This is a genomic window from Metabacillus rhizosphaerae, from assembly GCF_037201795.1.
Taxonomy (GTDB): domain Bacteria; phylum Bacillota; class Bacilli; order Bacillales; family Bacillaceae; genus Metabacillus; species Metabacillus rhizosphaerae.
Genome location: NZ_CP147403.1, coordinates 4,049,845 through 4,067,454, shown reverse-complemented (window position 1 = coordinate 4,067,454; position 17,610 = coordinate 4,049,845). Strand labels below are relative to the sequence as shown.

Here is a 17,610-nt window from a genome sequence, read left to right as displayed (position 1 = left end):
TTGCATTTTAGAATGTCTAAAGCAACTAAATATAATTATTAAGGGAGAGAATAATTAATGTTACGTTCATTATATTCAGGAATAAGCGGAATGAAGAATTTTCAAACGAAATTAGATGTCATTGGGAACAACATTGCTAACGTTAATACGTATGGTTTTAAGAAATCACGTGTTACATTTGCTGACCTAGTTAACCAACAAATTTCAGGTGCATCTGCAGCAACTCAAACTTCAGCAGGAACAAACCCACAACAAATCGGGCTTGGATCAAAAATTAGTTCAATTGATACAATTCATACTTCTGGTTCTACACAGACAACCTCTAGAACGTTAGACGTAGCTTTAGCTGGAGATGGATTTTTACCTGTCGCGACCTTGACTGATTTAAGTAAAATCAATATTGATCAAGGAAATCAAATTGGTAATAACTTAATAATTGGTGCCATCGATGGTGCTGTTGATATGAATTATACTAGAGCAGGCAATTTATATTTAGATGATCGTGGTTATTTAGTATCAGCTGAAGGAATGTATGTGATTGGTGAAGCAGGAGAGAAAACTGTTCCTTCAACTCCAGCAATTCAAAAATCACAAGATGCTCTTAATGCTATTAATAATTTCAGCACACCGTACAGCAATATGACGACCTCTCTCGAAGATCTTTCTAAGCAAGCAAACGATCTGTTGAATGCTTATCAAGAATATAGTGATGCATATAGTAACTACACTAAAAATGAAACTGGTACAGGTGGCCCTTTATATAATGCTATGGTAAGCGCAAATGGTGCTTTAAATACAATTATTGCTCAATATACTAATGCACAAACTAATTTCAACACAGTTGCTACTGCTTTTAATACCAATGTTGGAAATTTAAATGGTGGAGTTACTACGTTTAATGGAGCACAACCGGTTGGTACAATCGTAAAAGAATTTAATACAACGATTGCTCAATTAACTGGTACATTTACAGCACCTGGAGCTAATAATCCAGTGCCAGATGCAACGTTAACCAATTTAAACGACACAATTGCTGATTTAAACAACTACATGATCGACTTAGAAAAAATAGGTCAATCTGTCGTTAACTTTGAGGAAGTTGCATCAAGTTTGCAAGATCCAACTTTCACAAATAAGCTAAGTGGTGAAGCTGGGTTAATCCAAATTCCTTTAAATGCTCAAAGCTTTAGTATTGGGCCAGATGGTACAGTTACATTTGTAAATGAAAATGGAGAATTAAATCTTGCTGGCCAAATCCGTGTGGCTATGTTCACAAATTCAGGTGGTCTAGAAAAAATTGGTGGAAACTTATTTAAACAAACAGCTAACTCAGGTTCAATTGACAAAGATAATAATGGTATTCAACTTGAAGAGTTAACAGTAGCTGGTAAAGATGGAGCAGCATCAATTATTGCTGGTGCACTTGAAATGTCCAACGTTGATCTCTCTGAAGAATTCACAGAAATGATTGTTGCGCAGCGTGGCTTCCAATCTAATACGAAAATCATTACTACTTCAGATGAAATCTTACAAGAATTAATGGGCTTAAAACGTTAATTAAGGGGGAATGAGGCGGATTTAATGTCACATTTCTAAGTCTTCCTCACATATTATGATTCAGTTAACAAGGTTAAATGGAAAACCATTTTCACTAAACGCATTATTTATTGAAGTAATTGAATCATTTCCTGATACAACGATTACTTTAACAAATGGGCATAAATATGTTGTGAAAGAGCCAGAACAAGAGGTTTCTCAGAAAATAACTTCTTTTTATAGAGATATAAATGTTCTGTCGTTAAGAAAAGGCTCGGAGGTCTTGGACGATGAATAAGAAGCTTATAAGTATTATGCTTGTCATTATCGTTTCTATTACATTAATCGGTGTAACAGCACTTGTTGTCGTTATGAAATTTCAAGGTAATGAAGAGCATAAAGAACCTTCAATTGAAGAGGTAGTGGAAGCATCCGTGGATATCCCGGAAATCACCACAAATTTATCCAGTGGTAATATAGTACGTCTGTCATTTAAAATTGAAACTGATTCTAAAAAGGCAAAAGAAGAATTGGAACAAAGAGAGTTTCAAATCCGTGATATTATCATATCGGAACTAGCAAATATGACCGCAGATCAGCTTGAGGGAAAAGAAGGAATGGACAAGCTAAAAGAAACAGTTAAACAAAAAGCAAATGGATTAATGCAAAAGGGCAAGGTCAATAAGGTTTATACCACTTCCTATATCCTTCAGTAGTTTCAAACATATAATCCTAGGAGGTGAAAACTTTGGCAGGAGATATTTTATCACAAAGTGAAATTGACGCCTTACTCTCAGCCATTTCCACTGGTGAGATGGATGCAGATGAATTAAAGAAGGAAGAATCCACCAGAAAAGTTAAAGTATATGATTTTAAAAGAGCATTACGTTTTTCAAAGGATCAAATCAGAAGCTTAACACGTATCCATGATAATTTTGCTAGATTGTTAACGACTTATTTTTCAGCTCAATTAAGAACTTATATTCAAATAACAGTTGGATCAGTCGATCAATTACCCTATGAGGAGTTTATCCGCTCAATCCCTAAAATGACTGTGCTAAATGTTTTTGAAGTTCAGCCACTTGTTGGTCGTATCCTTATGGAAGTTAATCCTAATATAGCATACGCTATGATGGATCGGGTTATGGGGGGGCTTGGCTCAGGAATTAATAAAATTGAAAATTTAACAGAAATTGAAACAAAAATCATTTCAAATATTTTTGAAAAATCATTAGAAAATTATCAAGAAGCATGGGATTCTGTCATTGATATTGAGCCAATGATGTCGGAATTTGAAGTCAATCCTCAATTTTTACAAATGGTATCACCAAATGAAACAGTTGTCGTGATTTCATTAAACATTCAGGTTGGTGAAACAAGTGGAATGATCAATTTATGTATTCCACATGTTGTCCTTGAACCGATCATTCCAAGACTTTCAGCTCATTATTGGATGCAATCAGATAGAAAAGAGCCTAAACCAAATGAAATAGAAGCTCTTAAGAGGCAAATACAATTAGCTGATTTAATAGTGTCTGCAGAGCTAGGGGCTTCTGAAATATCTGTTCAGGATTTTCTCCATTTACAGATTGGTGATGTCATTCAATTAAATAGTTCGATCGACAAACCATTGGTGGTTAAAATAGGTGATAAGCCAAAGTATACGGCACAACCAGGGAAATTGAACAAAAAAATAGCGGTTCAGATTATTGACCACTTATTGAGAGGTGACGAAGATGGTGAGTGACGGTATGTTATCTCAGGATGAAATAGATGCTCTATTAAAGGGAAATAGTTCTGAAGATGATCAAACACCTGTAAAGAACGAAGGGGCAATTATATTAAAAACTGAGGATTATTTTAATGCAATGGAAGAGGATGCGATAGGGGAAATTGGAAATATCTCTTTCGGTAGTTCTGCAACTGCATTATCAACACTACTTCAGCAAAAAGTAGAAATTACAACACCGAGTGTTTCAATTGTTCAAAAAAGCAAGTTAGGTGACCAATTCGAGCATCCGTATGTAGCAATCGAAGTGAATTATACTGAGGGTTTTTCTGGTAGTAATTTATTAGTAATTAAGCAAAGTGATGCTGCAATCATTGCGGATTTAATGATTGGCGGAGACGGTCTAAATCCTGATGAAATGCTTGGTGAAATTCAGGTAAGTGCAGTTCAGGAAGCGATGAATCAAATGATGGGTTCGGCTGCTACATCAATGTCTACAATTTTTAACAAGAAGGTCGATATATCACCACCGAGAGTAGAACTGCTCGCTGCAAACGATACTGATGAATCTCAGGCAATTCCAGATGAAGCTTTATTTGTTCAAGTTTCGTTTAGACTTAAAATTGGAATGTTAATTGACTCTAACATCATGCAATTATTACCATTATATTTTGCTAAGGATTTAATCGAGCAATTAATTAATCCAGTACAAGAGGTTGCAGCTACAGCTGAAGCAGTTAAAGAGGTTCAACAGCCATCACCTGTTATGAATGATATACCTGTACAATATGCTCAAGCTCAGTACAATCAAATGCAAATGCAACAACAAATGCACCATCCAAATCAATACATGGAACAGCCTAGTCAGCAAATGTACAATACACCACAACCACAATATACACAATCGACACAACAACCAGCAGTTAATGTAAAACCAGCAGATTTCACTTCTTTTGAACCAATGCAATATCAGCAGCAAGAAATTCAAAATTTAGATATGCTACTCGATATTCCTCTACAAGTTACGGTAGAATTAGGTAGGACAAAGCGTTCAGTGAAAGAAATTTTGGAATTATCATCAGGCTCAATTATTGAACTCGATAAGTTAGCTGGTGAACCTGTTGATATTTTAGTAAACAGTAAAATTGTTGCTAAAGGGGAAGTAGTAGTTATTGATGAAAATTTTGGAGTTCGTGTAACTGATATTATCAGCCAAACTGAACGGCTAAATAAACTAAAATAATATAACGTATTAGGAGCGGAGAACAATATGGCACATAAAATTATGATTGTAGACGATGCAGCATTTATGAGAATGATGATTAAAGACATACTAACGAAAAATGGGTATGAAGTTGTTGCAGAAGCAGCAGATGGAGCTCAAGCTGTTGAAAAATATAAAGAACATCAACCAGACCTAGTTACTATGGATATTACAATGCCTGAGATGGATGGTATTGCAGCTTTAAAAGCTATTAAAGAAATTAATGCTAATGCAAAAGTTATTATGTGTTCTGCAATGGGACAACAAGCGATGGTTATCGATGCGATCCAAGCAGGAGCAAAAGACTTTATTGTTAAACCATTCCAAGCAGACCGTGTTTTAGAGGCTATTGGTAAAACATTAAGCTAAAGGTGGAGTGAAATTGCTTCATAGAATTTATTGGTTATTGATGTTAGTAGCACTTATCATTTTTACTCCGCAAGCGTCGATAAGTGCACTTGCGGAGGAAAAAGTAAATGAAAGTGTGTATGAAAATATAAAAGATGAGAATAACGGGCCTACTGATAACACTTCGATTGAAAAAAATCAAGAAGAGCCGGTTGTTCAGGAGGATGCGCTCTCAGTTTCAGCCTTTGATTTTATTAAAATGTTTCTTGCCCTAGCATTTGTTCTTTTTTTGGTTTACTTCTTGTTAAAATTTGTCACCAAACGCAACCGGATGTTTCAACAAGGTCAGTCAATTGTCAATCTAGGAGGTACAAGCCTAGGGCAAAGTAAATCAATTCAAATGGTCAAGGTTGGAAATCGCTTATTCGTGTTAGGTGTGGGTGAATCGATTTCATTACTTAAAGAAATAGACGATGAACAAGAAAGAAATCAATTAATTGAGGATTTTGAGCGAAAGCAGGAACAGATCGTTGAACCTAAGGATTTAATCCAAAAGGTGACAACTATACTTAATGACAACTTAAAAAGAAATCGGGCAAAAGAGAAGGAAACAACATTTTCAACTTCATTTAAAGACCAGTTAGAAAAGGTAAAGAACGAGCGAACGAAACAGCTTGAGGATGTTAAAAGAAAGGGTTTAAACAAGCATGAATGAATTTATGGAATTTTTTAATAATAGTGATGCAGAAAGTGTCAGTACATCTGTAAAACTATTACTATTATTAACTGTCTTGTCAATTGCCCCGAGTATTTTAATCTTAATGACATGTTTTACACGAATTATTATTGTTCTGTCGTTTGTTCGGACATCTCTGGCAACGCAACAAATGCCACCAAATCAAATTTTGATTGGCATTGCCTTATTCTTAACCTTTTTCATCATGGCACCGACTTTTTCAGAAGTGAATGAACAAGCTTTAACACCTCTTTTTAATGAGGAAATTCAATTAGAAGAAGCATATGAGCGAGCAGCATTACCGTTTAAGGAATTTATGAGTAAGCACACAAGACAAAAAGACCTAGCACTTTTTCTGAATTATGCAGGTATTGAAAGTCCTGAATCAGTCGAAGATATTCCATTAACAGCTCTTGTCCCTGCGTTTGCGATAAGTGAAATTAAAACAGCTTTTCAAATAGGATTTATGATATTCATTCCTTTTTTAGTCATTGATATGGTCGTTGCAAGTATTCTCATGTCCATGGGGATGATGATGTTACCGCCAGTTATGATTTCTCTACCATTTAAGATTTTATTATTTGTGTTAGTAGATGGTTGGTATTTAATTATTAAGTCTTTGTTACAAAGTTTTTAGAATGGGTGAGAACGAATGAGTTCAGAGTTTGTAATTTCTTTAGCAGAAAAAGCGGTGTTTACAACTTTAATCATATGTGGGCCTGTATTATTATTAGCACTTGTAATTGGTTTAGTAGTCAGTATATTTCAAGCTACTACTCAAATTCAAGAACAAACACTTGCGTTTATTCCGAAAATTGTTGCAGTGTTATTAGGATTAATTTTTTTTGGTCCGTGGATGCTTTCTACACTTGTTTCCTATGCTCAAGATATATTCGGTAATTTAAATAGGTTTGTGGGGTAAAAATGGTTACAATTCTTGAAAATTATCCAGCATTTCTTCTAGTATTTATGAGGATAACAGCTTTTTTTGTTACTTTACCTCTATTTTCTTATCGAAATATCCCTAATACACATAAAATTGGTTTTTCTTTTTTTTTAGCATATATTATGTTCATTTCCTTAGAACCACCAGCAATTGAGATAGATAGCCAATATTTTATTCTTATTTTAAAGGAAGCACTTTTCGGGCTAATCATTGGCTTTTGTGCTTACTTTATCCTTGCAGCTGTTCAAATTGCAGGAAGTTTTATTGATTTTCAAATGGGCTTTGCTATCGCAAATGTTATTGACCCACAAACTGGTGCACAAAGTCCCCTTATAGGACAATTTCTCTATACATTGTCACTATTGCTTATGATTAGTCTGAATGCTCATCACCTATTATTAGATGGAGTATTTTATAGTTATCAGTTTGTTCCGATCGATCAACTTTTTTTACCATTGGGTGAAGAAAATATTATTGAATTCATTGTTCAAACATTTAATTCCATGTTTATCATTGCGTTTCAAATGTCGATTCCTGTTGTAGGCTCATTGTTTTTAGTTGACATAGCACTTGGTATTGTTGCAAGAACGGTTCCTCAACTAAATATATTTGTTGTAGGATTGCCATTAAAGATTGGAGTAAGCTTTATCATGCTTATTCTTGTAATGGGTGCATTATTTTTGTTAATGCAACAGCTTTTTGAAACGATGACATATACAATCCGAGGACTCATGGAATTGCTTGGAGGAGTAGGCAATGAACCTTCTTAAATTAGATTTACAGTTTTTTTCGGGAGAGAAAACAGAAAAAGCTACGCCTAGAAAAAAACAGGATGCAAGAAAAAAAGGTCAAGTTGCTAAAAGTGCGGATGTAAATACTGCATTATCACTATTAACTGTTTTTTTATCGTTTCTATTCATAGGCGCTTTTATGAGAGACCGAATTTTACTCATGATAAAAGGTGTTTTTCAAGATTACTTACTTTTAGATTTAACAGATGAAAACGTGTATGATTTTTTTTTAACAATGGCTTTTCAAGCTGCAATGATTCTTGCTCCGATTATGGGAATCGCATTAGTAGCAGGTGTACTTGGTAATTACCTTCAAGTTGGTTTTTTATTTTCGACAGAAGCTATTCAAATGAAATTAAATAAATTGGATCCCATTCAAGGCTTCAAACGAATTTATTCAATGCGTGCAATTGTGGAGCTATTAAAGTCACTGTTGAAAATCTCATTTGTTGGATTAGTTACATTTGCTGTTATATGGTTCGATATGGAAAATGTTTTACGGCTATCGCAAATGACTGTGGAACAATCTTTTCAATTTATTGCTTCCTTAACTGTGAAAATGGGTTTATTTGCATCTGCAGCCCTGCTGTTATTGGCGTTAATGGATTATCTTTATCAGCGATATGATTATGAAAAAAACCTTAAAATGTCAAAGCAGGATATAAAGGATGAATATAAAAAATCAGAAGGTGACCCATTAATTAAATCGAAAATTAAGCAAAGGCAACGTGAAATGGCAATGCGAAGAATGATGCAGGATGTACCAACTGCAGATGTTGTCATTACGAATCCAACACATTATGCCATTGCTTTAAAATATGACGAATCAAAAATGGATGCTCCATATGTTGTTGCGATGGGGGTTGATCTTGTCGCGCAAAAAATTAAAGCAATTGCGAAAGAGAATGAAATAATGATGGTTGAAAATAGACCTCTTGCACGAGCACTGTACGATCAAGTTGAAATAGGCCAAGCTGTACCGGAGGAATTCTTCCAAGCTGTCGCAGAAATCATAGCCTATGTTTATCAAGCGAAATCAATGTAAAAGAGTAACGTTAAATTAGTGTAAGTTTATATTGGATAAAATATGTATTATGCACGAAAGCTAAAGATAGAATTGACTGGTTTTAAGGAGAGAAAAAAATGTCTGCAAGAGATTTATCTGTATTACTTAGTGTTATCTTAATCATAGCAATGCTTATCATCCCGTTTCCAGGCTGGTTGTTAAGCTTTTTAATTATCATAAATATATCTCTTGCGTTGTTAGTCATCCTTACGTCAATGAATATGAACGAACCATTACAATTTTCCATCTTCCCTTCATTAATATTACTCTTAACCTTATTTCGTTTAGGGTTAAATGTTTCAACAACTCGCGCTATTTTAGCTGAAGGTGATGCGGGAAAGGTTGTCGAAACATTTGGTACTTTTGTAACTGGTGGAAACATCCTTGTAGGAATGGTTGTTTTTATTATTTTAATTGTCATCCAATTTGTTGTAATAACAAAAGGATCTGAGCGTGTCTCTGAAGTTGCAGCGCGTTTTACCCTTGATGCAATGCCAGGTAAGCAAATGAGTATTGATGCAGACTTAAACGCTGGTATGATCTCCGAGCAACAAGCCAGAGAACGTCGAGAGAAAGTTGCAAATGAAGCAGATTTCTATGGAGCGATGGATGGTGCGAGTAAATTTGTAAAAGGGGATGCTATTGCTGGAATCATCATGGTCTTGATCAACATGCTATTTGGAATTATTATTGGCATGATGCAAAAAGGGATGGCGATTGGTGAAGCAGCATCGCATTACACAATGCTGACAGTTGGAGATGGGATTGTCAGCCAAATACCTGCATTATTAATTTCAACTGCTACTGGAATCGTTGTAACTAGAGCAGCATCAGAAGGTAACTTAGGTAGTGATATTACAGCACAATTGTTTGCATATCCAAAAATGCTTTATGTAGCTTCTGGGACTATACTATTATTAGGTATTTTTACACCAATAGGTCTTTTACTAACCTTACCAATTGCTGGATTACTAGGTTTTGGAGGGTACATGATTTCAAGATCAAAAGAATCACAAGTTCCCGATGAAGAAGAAATTGAACAGGAAATTGAAATGGATGAAATGAAAAGTCCGGAAAGTGTTGTAAATCTGTTAAATATTGATCCGATTGAATTTGAATTTGGTTACGGCTTAATCCCTCTTGCAGATACAAATCAAGGTGGGGACCTTCTCGATCGTGTTGTAATGATAAGAAGGCAGTTGGCAATCGAATTTGGAATTGTTTTACCGGTTGTTAGAATTCGTGATAATATCCAGCTTCAACCAAATGAATACTGTTTGAAAATAAAAGGAAATGAAGTAGCTAAAGGTGAGATTCTACTTGATCATTATTTAGCGATGGCTCCAGGAATTGAGGATGATTCAATCGATGGTATTGATACTGTCGAGCCTTCATTTGGGCTACCTGCTAAATGGATTACAGAAGAAATAAAGGATACAGCTGAAATGTACGGTTATACGGTTGTTGATCCACCTTCAGTCGTTTCAACACATATCACTGAAGTTATTAAACAACATGCACATGAATTGCTCGGAAGACAAGAAACAAAACAATTGGTTGATCATTTAAAAGAAACCTATCCAATATTAGTAGAAGAAGTAACGCCGACACCACTAGGAATAGGCGATATTCAAAAAGTACTTGCAAAGCTTTTAAGAGAAAAGGTTTCTATTAGGAATCTACCAATTATTTTTGAAACAATTGCCGATTTTGGGAAGATAACTTCTGATACAGAGCTATTAGGTGAGTATGTAAGACAGGCTCTTGCAAAACAAATTACTAGTCAATATACAGATCAAGATCAACAATTAAAGGTAGTTACCTTGTCAGGAAAAATTGAGAAAATAATTGCCGATGGTGTACAACAAACAGAACATGGAAATTACTTATCATTAAGTCCTGACGTTTCTCAATCGATTATTGAGGCAATAGCTAAAGAGATAGAAATGCTTTCGCTTCAGCAGCAAACACCAATACTATTATGTTCACCTGCAGTAAGAATGTATGTTAGACAACTCACAGATCGGTATTTTCCTCAGGTGCCTATTTTATCCTATAATGAATTAGAAGCAAATGTCGAAGTACAGAGTGTTGGGGTGGTGAATGTCTAATGAAGGTAAAGAAATTTATTGCACCTTCAATGCAAGAAGCAATGAAAAAAATCCGTTCTGAGATGGGAAACGAGGCTGTTATTTTAAATTCGAAAGTCAGTCATACAGGTGGATTTTTAGGGCTCTTTGCAAAGAAACAGATTGAAGTGATTGCAGCCATAGACCCAGAAGAAACAGACCGAAAAAAAATGGGAGAAACGCGAACTAATACACAAGATAAAAACAACGCTTTTCCTAAATCACAAAATAAAACTGTAATGCACAATGAACACGTTTCTACATCAATTAATGTCAACAATAATCAGGGTGTTTTAAAAGAATTAAAGGAATTAAAAGGCTTACTAAATTCAATCTCTACTAATGAAAGAAGTGACTTTTATCCAGAGCCACTGAAAGTAATCTTAAAACAATTGACAAAACAAGAGATAAATTCATCAATTCGAGGTCAGGTTATGTCAGAGCTTTTAAATTATTGGTATCTTGGTAATGGAAGCTTGACCATTGAACAATTAAGAGAAAAAGAAACAGAAATCTTCCTTAATGAGTTAAAGGAGCTTGAATTTGGTGGGATGTCCTATCAAAAGAAATATATTAATGTAATTGGACCAACTGGTGTTGGGAAAACAACAACTCTCGCAAAGCTTGCTGCACATTGTGTATTACAGAAAAAGAAAAAGGTCGCTTTTATCACGACAGATACATATAGAATAGCAGCTATTGACCAGTTAAAAACTTATGCAAAAATTTTAAACGTTCCAATTGAAGTTTGTTATAGTGTTAATGATTTTAAAGAAGCAAAAACAAAACTTGATAAATATGATTTTATTTTTATCGATACTGCTGGTAGGAATTTCTTAGAATCCCAGTATGTGAAAGATCTTCAAACAATTATTGATTTTAATGATGAGATGGAAACCTTTCTCGTGTTAGCTGCAACGGCTAAACCATCAGACATGATTGCGGTATACGAGCAATTTTCAGTCCTTCCAATTAATAGGCTTATTTTCACAAAGCTCGATGAAACTTCGACCAGAGGATCATTGTTTGAGGTCATGGTAAAAACGAATAAAGGTATTGCCTATACTACACATGGTCAAACTGTCCCCGATGATATCGAAGTAGCAACAAGAGAACGTATAGTCGAACAGATATTGAGGTAGAGTGATATGGAGAATGATCAAGCAAAAAGCTTAAGAGAGCGATTAAAGACATTGAGAATGCAAGCGAAATCAATCGCGGTTATGAGTGGTAAAGGTGGAGTTGGAAAATCTAACTTTTCCTTGAATTTCTCTTTAGCCTTACAAAAAGCTCAAAAAAGAGTTTTATTATTTGATTTAGATATTGGTATGGGGAATATTGATATTCTTGTTGGTGAAAGCTCTAGACTTACAATCGTTGACTTTTTTAATAAAAATGTTTCACTATCTGACATTATATCAACAGGTCCAAATAATCTTGATTATATTTCAGGTGGAACTGGTTTAGGTACAATTTTTAGACTAAGTGAAGAGAAATTTCAACGTTTTATTCAAGAGCTTGAGCGTTTATTTAATGCATATGATTTTGTTATTTTTGATATGGGAGCTGGGATTTCCGAAGACAGTTTAAGGTTCATACTCTGTGTTGATGAAATAATCGTTATTACAACGCCAGAACCAACGTCAATGACTGATGCTTATGCTGCTATAAAGCATATTTGTGTAAATCATGAAACGATGTCATTTTCAATCGTTGTTAATCGTGCATATAATCGTAAAATTGGCGATTCTACCTTTAATAGATTAGCACAAACAATGAAACAGTTTTTAAAACGCGAAGCCACACTGTTAGGTACTATTCCTGATGATTCAACCATCATGAAAGCAGTTATTGATCAAAAACCATTCTTAATGTATCAGCCAAATTGCCATGCAAGTAAAGCTATATTCAAAATTGCTAACGACTTTATATATAGACAGTCATCATCAATTGATGAAAAAGATGCTAAACCTTTTATTGCAAAATTAAAATATTTCTTCATGAAAGGCAGGTAAACTTGGGTGAGAAAGATACGTGTACTTGTAGTTGACGATTCTGCCTTCATGAGAAAAATAATTACTGATTTTCTAAATGAAGAAGAAAAGATTGAAGTCATTGGAACTGCTAGAAACGGACAAGATGCTATAAAGAAGGTCGAGTTATTAAATCCCGATGTGGTCACAATGGATATCGAAATGCCCATAATGGACGGAATTGAAGGATTGAAAGTTATTATGGATCAATTTCCAAGACCAGTTATTATGCTATCAAGCACAACAACTCAGGGTGCTGAAAATACAATAAAATCATTGCAATATGGTGCAATTGATTTTATTGCAAAACCTTCAGGAGCAATCTCATTAGACTTATACAAAGTTAAAGAAGAAATAATTGAAAAAGTTATACTCGCGAAGTCAGCAAATGTTCATAAATTGTCAAAAGAAGTAAATCGAAAAAATATTCACCTAAAGGAAATGGGATATAGTAAAATAGACTCAAATAGAGACAAAAGTCCTATAATCATCGACAGAAATAGCCTTAATAAGAAAATTGTCTGTATTGGTACCTCTACTGGAGGACCAAGAGCGTTGCAACAAGTATTATCAAAGATACCAGCAGACATTGATGCACCAATTCTCATTGTCCAGCACATGCCTCCTGGATTTACTCAATCTCTAGCTAATCGCTTAGACTCAATTTCATTCATCACTGTAAAGGAAGCCGAAAATGGTGAACACTTACAAAATGGAATTGCTTATATTGCACCAGGTGGCTCTCATTTAAAGGTAATGAAATCTGGAGGCTATTTAACAATTAAAATTGATCAATCAGATATAAGAAATGGACATCGTCCCTCTGTTGATGTGATGTTTGAATCAATAAGTAAGCTACAGGATTACCGTAAAATTTCTGTCATTATGACTGGAATGGGATCTGATGGTACCGAAGGGTTAAGAAAGCTTAAATTAACAGGTGTTGTTAATGCCATAGTAGAATCTGAGCAGACATCTGTAGTGTATGGTATGCCTAGATCAGCACTTAGTACAAACCTTGTTGATAAAGTTGAACACCTGGAAAATATAGCTGCTGCTATTATGGATTTTATACGAAACTAAGGGGTGTTACTCTATGGATATGAATCAATATTTAGAAGTTTTTATTGAAGAAAGCAAAGAGCATTTACAAGCATGTAATGAAAAATTACTAGATTTAGAGAAGAATCCGAATGACTTAGCTATTGTTAATGACATTTTTCGATCCGCTCATACTCTTAAAGGAATGAGTGCAACTATGGGCTATGAAGACCTCGCTAGCTTAACCCACCAAATGGAAAACGTTCTTGATGCCATAAGAAATGAAATGCTTTCAGTAACACCAGCCTTGTTTGATGCCGTTTTTGCCTCTGTTGATGCACTTGAAGAAATGGTTTATTCCATTACGGAAGGTGGAGATGGAAAAAAGGATGTATCAGCTATTGTTGCCATGTTAAAATCCATTGAAAATGGTGACGAAGGTAGCCACGATCATAATAGCCAGCAACATACTAACAATGATTCTAGTAATCATACAATACAGGAATATGATGATTTTGAATACACTGTCATTCAGCAATCGAAAGAGCAAGGGTTTTCTGCATATGAATTGTCGATTTCTCTACGTGAGGATTGCTTATTAAAAGCAGCAAGAGTATTTATGGTTTTCGAAATTTTAGAACAAATTGGTGAAGTGATCAAGTCTGTACCTACTGTAGAACTTTTAGAAGATGAAAAGTTCGATTCACAATTCACTGTGGCAATTGTCTCTAAAGATACAAGCGATGATATTCAAAATAAAGTGATGAAAGTGTCTGAAATTGAAGCGGTTAAGATCCATATTTTAGACCCTTCAAATATGACTAACTCGCAATCTAATTTAAGACCTGCTGATTTAGCTGGTAATGATAGCTCGATGAAAAATGAAGAGAGCCTACAGATACTAGAACAAGAAACTAGTGTAAAAACTGCAAAAAAACAAGTTGCAGCAACGAGCACGAAAACAATTCGAGTAAACATCGAACGTTTAGATATACTTATGAATCTATTTGAAGAGCTTGTAATTGACCGTGGGAGATTAGAACAAATTTCAAAGGATTTAAACAATAACGAACTGGATGAAACAGTTGAAAGAATGTCAAGAATCTCAGGTGATCTGCAAAATATCATTTTAAACATGAGAATGGTTCCAGTTGAGACAGTATTTAACCGTTTCCCTCGTATGATTCGTCAACTTGCAAAGGATTTAAATAAAAAAATAAACTTAGAGATTATTGGTGCTGAAACTGAATTAGATCGAACAGTCATTGATGAAATAGGTGATCCACTTGTTCATCTTTTACGAAATGCAATTGATCATGGTATTGAGATGCCAGATGGTCGAGTGAAAAAAGGGAAAACAGAAGAAGGAAATGTAATTTTAAGAGCTTACCATAGTGGAAATCATGTGTTCATAGAAATCGAAGATGATGGTGCAGGAATAAATCGTGATCGAGTTCTAAAAAAGGCCATTGACAGAGATGTTATCACTGAACAAACTGCATCAACCTTGACTGACAAACAGGTTTATGAGCTTATTTTTTCTTCTGGTTTTTCCACTGCCGATCAAATCTCTGATATATCAGGACGTGGAGTAGGTCTGGATGTTGTTAAAAGTACAATTGAATCACTTGGTGGCTCTGTATCAATTAATGCTGAGGAAGGAAAAGGATCCTTATTCTCAATTCAGCTTCCACTTACTTTATCAATAATCTCAGTGATGCTTGTGGAATTACAAAATGAAAAATATGCAATCCCACTATCTTCTATAATTGAAACGGCAGTTATTAAAAAGGAAGAAATTCTACAAGCACATAATCAAAAGGTCATTGATTATCGCGGGAAAATTGTTCCATTAGTATTCTTGAGCGAGATATTTGAAGTACCAGTGGAAAATTCGAATGAAGATTTTGTTTCCTTAATAATTGTACGAAAAGGTGATAAAATGGCTGCGTTAGTAGTGGATTCGTTCATCGGCCAACAGGAAATCGTTCTAAAATCACTCGGGAATTATTTGAATTCAGTTTTTGCTATCACAGGTGCAACCATTTTAGGTGACGGACAAGTAGCTCTAATTATTGATTGTAATTCTTTAATAAAATAGAGGATTGTATGTGTCTAGCCTATAAAGAAAAGGCTCTGTTAAAGTTCACTGTTGATTTTTGCACTTTGTTGATTTGAGAGGAAAGCGAACGCCTTTAGAAATCAAAAACCTAGTTTAACAGAAAAAGTAAAAAATCCATTTTTATCTAAGGCTTAAGCTACTAATGAATGGAAGAGAAGAACACCTTCTATCTATTATTTTCTTATGCTTGTCAGGGCTAACTAAGCATTCCGCATTACTAAGAAAGGGGTCTTTCCATTGAGTGAATACATGTCAGAAGATGTAAAAGTCATTGTGTTTCAACTACAGGATGAGGAATATGGAATTCCTGTTCAACAAGTTAAATCGATTGAAAAGGTTCAACATATTACACGTGTACCTAGAACAGCACCTTATATAAGAGGTGTTATTAATTTAAGAGGTGTTGTCACGCCAATAATTGACTTACGTAAACGTCTCGGTCTAGAAAAACTTTCAACGAATGAGGGTACAAGAATAATCATTGTTTCTAAGGACGACACGGAGGTAGGCTTTATAGTCGATGCAGCAAATGATGTAATTGATATTCATTCAGAAATTATTGAACCAGCACCTGAAGTAGTAGGAGCAGTTCATTCAGACTATATTCAAGGTGTAGCAAAATTAGAAAAAAGATTAATTGTCATGATTAATTTAGAAGAAATATTAAAGATTGAAAATCAGCCTTCATTGCTAGTTTAGGAGCATACAGATGGATTTTTTAAAAAGTATTTCTTTTAAGCATTTAGACGTTTTAAAAGAGGTAGGTAATATTGGAGCTGGTCACTCTGCTACCGCCCTTTCTAAGCTTTTAAATAAAAAAATTGATATGGCGGTTCCAAATGTTAAAGTTGTTTCTTTTAATGAGTTAACAGAATGGTTAGGAGGACCTGAAGTCTTTATTGCCAGTGTTTTTTTACGAATTGAAGGGGATATTCCCGGTTCTCTATTTTTTGTACTTAGCATTGAACAAGCTGAACGCTTTGTAAAGCAATTAATTGATGATGCTAATTTTTCACTTAGACAATCAACTTATGATGAAATTGGGCTATCTGCATTTCAGGAGCTTGGAAATATAGTAACAGGATCATATCTTTCATCATTATCTGACCTCACTGATTTACACCTCTATCCTTCTGTGCCTGCTTTATCATTCGATATGTTTGGAGCAGTAATAAGTCATGGATTGATTGAATTATCCCAAGTGAGTGATTATGCGATTATTATTGACACAGTAATAAAAGAAGAAGATCAGCAAGAAGTTGACACTGTTAAAGGCCACTTTTTTCTATTACCAGATCCAACCTCATTTAAAAAGCTCTTTGAAGCATTAGGTGTAACAGATGATGATTAAACCTAAGGAAACAATAAAAGTAGGGATTGCTGATCTTAATGTAGTTAAGTCACCTAATCACATTAGAACCTCAGGACTAGGTTCTTGTGTCGGTTTGATATTATTTGACAAGGTAAACGAAGTAGCTGGTTTGGCACATATCATGCTTCCGGACTCTTCTCTCGCAAATAAAGGCTCTATGAACCATGCTAAATACGCTGATACTGCAATACCACAGTTATTGGATAGATTAGCAGAATCAGGAGCTAGGGTTAGATTACTACAAGCTAAAATGGCTGGCGGTGCTCAGATGTTTCAATTTCAATCGTCTAATGACATGATGAGAATTGGTCCGAGAAATGTAGAAGCAATTAAACAACAGCTAAAAAAGTATAACATCAATCTAATAAGTGAGGATGTTGGCGGTAATAGTGGTAGAACAATCGAATTTGACCCGAAAACATGTGAATTGATGATAAGAACAGTAAATCAAGGTACAAAAGTGATTTGAATAATAGAGGTGTGTTTACAATTCATTG

18 protein-coding genes and 2 pseudogenes are annotated in these 17,610 nt (G+C 34.8%); all 20 read left to right on the top strand.

The features are described 5' to 3' along the window. Positions 1-57: 57 nt before the first annotated feature. The 20 genes and pseudogenes from WCV66_RS19780 (at position 58) to WCV66_RS19690 (ending at position 17,582) form a co-directional block, all read left to right on the top strand. Positions 58-1,557 carry a flagellar hook-basal body complex protein gene (locus tag WCV66_RS19780; protein ID WP_338786613.1) on the top strand — a complete coding sequence of 500 codons (1,500 nt, stop codon included), beginning with the start codon at positions 58-60 and terminating at the stop codon, positions 1,555-1,557. 55 nt (positions 1,558-1,612) lie between these two features. Further along, positions 1,613-1,834 carry a flagellar FlbD family protein gene (locus WCV66_RS19775; protein WP_066337739.1) on the top strand — a complete coding sequence of 74 codons (222 nt, stop codon included), beginning with the start codon at positions 1,613-1,615 and terminating at the stop codon, positions 1,832-1,834. Beyond that, on the top strand, positions 1,827-2,252 hold the full coding sequence (gene fliL / locus WCV66_RS19770; RefSeq protein ID WP_066337737.1) for a flagellar basal body-associated protein FliL: 426 nt from the start codon (positions 1,827-1,829) through the stop codon (positions 2,250-2,252). The genes WCV66_RS19775 and fliL overlap by 8 nt, the downstream gene beginning before the upstream one ends. Positions 2,253-2,284: 32 nt before the next feature. After that, on the top strand, positions 2,285-3,283 hold the full coding sequence (gene fliM / locus WCV66_RS19765) for a flagellar motor switch protein FliM (protein ID WP_066337735.1): 999 nt from the start codon (positions 2,285-2,287) through the stop codon (positions 3,281-3,283). Then, positions 3,273-4,508: a flagellar motor switch phosphatase FliY gene (gene fliY / locus WCV66_RS19760; RefSeq protein WP_338786612.1), complete on the top strand. Its 1,236-nt coding sequence runs from the start codon at positions 3,273-3,275 to the stop codon at positions 4,506-4,508. The genes fliM and fliY overlap by 11 nt, the downstream gene beginning before the upstream one ends. 27 nt (positions 4,509-4,535) lie before the next feature. Continuing rightward, positions 4,536-4,898 carry a response regulator gene (locus tag WCV66_RS19755; protein WP_207975049.1) on the top strand — a complete coding sequence of 121 codons (363 nt, stop codon included), beginning with the start codon at positions 4,536-4,538 and terminating at the stop codon, positions 4,896-4,898. A gap of 13 nt (positions 4,899-4,911) precedes the next feature. Further along, complete coding sequence (locus WCV66_RS19750; RefSeq protein ID WP_338786611.1) at positions 4,912-5,592, top strand: flagellar biosynthetic protein FliO; 681 nt, start codon at positions 4,912-4,914, stop codon at positions 5,590-5,592. After that, positions 5,585-6,250 carry a flagellar type III secretion system pore protein FliP gene (gene fliP / locus WCV66_RS19745; RefSeq protein ID WP_066337721.1) on the top strand — a complete coding sequence of 222 codons (666 nt, stop codon included), beginning with the start codon at positions 5,585-5,587 and terminating at the stop codon, positions 6,248-6,250. The genes WCV66_RS19750 and fliP overlap by 8 nt, the downstream gene beginning before the upstream one ends. 15 nt (positions 6,251-6,265) lie before the next feature. Further along, complete coding sequence (gene fliQ, locus WCV66_RS19740; protein WP_338786610.1) at positions 6,266-6,535, top strand: flagellar biosynthesis protein FliQ; 270 nt, start codon at positions 6,266-6,268, stop codon at positions 6,533-6,535. A gap of 2 nt (positions 6,536-6,537) precedes the next feature. Then, the gene (fliR, locus tag WCV66_RS19735) at positions 6,538-7,329 is read left to right on the top strand and encodes a flagellar biosynthetic protein FliR (RefSeq protein ID WP_338786609.1); all 792 of its coding nucleotides are present in this window, start codon (positions 6,538-6,540) and stop codon (positions 7,327-7,329) included. Next, positions 7,316-8,395 (top strand): flagellar biosynthesis protein FlhB, encoded by a 1,080-nt coding sequence (gene flhB, locus WCV66_RS19730; protein WP_066337715.1) that lies wholly within the window; start codon positions 7,316-7,318, stop codon positions 8,393-8,395. The genes fliR and flhB overlap by 14 nt, the downstream gene beginning before the upstream one ends. Positions 8,396-8,493: 98 nt before the next feature. Then, positions 8,494-10,527, top strand: coding sequence for a flagellar biosynthesis protein FlhA (gene flhA / locus WCV66_RS19725; protein WP_338786608.1), 2,034 nt, complete (start codon positions 8,494-8,496; stop codon positions 10,525-10,527). After that, positions 10,527-11,687, top strand: a complete 1,161-nt coding sequence (flhF, locus tag WCV66_RS19720; RefSeq protein WP_338786607.1) for a flagellar biosynthesis protein FlhF — start codon at positions 10,527-10,529, stop codon at positions 11,685-11,687. Before flhA ends, flhF begins: the two co-directional genes overlap by 1 nt. Positions 11,688-11,693: 6 nt before the next feature. After that, entirely contained in the window at positions 11,694-12,560 is an 867-nt protein-coding gene (locus WCV66_RS19715) for a MinD/ParA family protein (RefSeq protein ID WP_338786606.1), read from the top strand. Between the two features lie 6 nt (positions 12,561-12,566). Further along, a complete protein-coding gene (locus WCV66_RS19710; protein ID WP_338786605.1) occupies positions 12,567-13,661 on the top strand; it encodes a chemotaxis response regulator protein-glutamate methylesterase in 1,095 nt (364 codons plus the stop codon). 13 nt (positions 13,662-13,674) lie between these two features. Beyond that, a pseudogene (locus WCV66_RS26895) lies at positions 13,675-14,404 on the top strand (Hpt domain-containing protein); the annotation flags it as partial. Between the two features lie 167 nt (positions 14,405-14,571). Further along, positions 14,572-15,720: pseudogene (locus WCV66_RS26890) on the top strand (chemotaxis protein CheA); the annotation flags it as partial. A 270-nt stretch (positions 15,721-15,990) separates the two neighbouring features. Then, positions 15,991-16,440, top strand: coding sequence for a chemotaxis protein CheW (locus WCV66_RS19700; RefSeq protein ID WP_338789499.1), 450 nt, complete (start codon positions 15,991-15,993; stop codon positions 16,438-16,440). Positions 16,441-16,450: 10 nt separating this feature from the next. After that, a complete protein-coding gene (locus WCV66_RS19695; protein WP_338786603.1) occupies positions 16,451-17,092 on the top strand; it encodes a chemotaxis protein CheC in 642 nt (213 codons plus the stop codon). Further along, positions 17,085-17,582, top strand: a complete 498-nt coding sequence (locus WCV66_RS19690; protein ID WP_338786602.1) for a chemotaxis protein CheD — start codon at positions 17,085-17,087, stop codon at positions 17,580-17,582. The genes WCV66_RS19695 and WCV66_RS19690 overlap by 8 nt, the downstream gene beginning before the upstream one ends. Positions 17,583-17,610 lie beyond the last annotated feature (28 nt).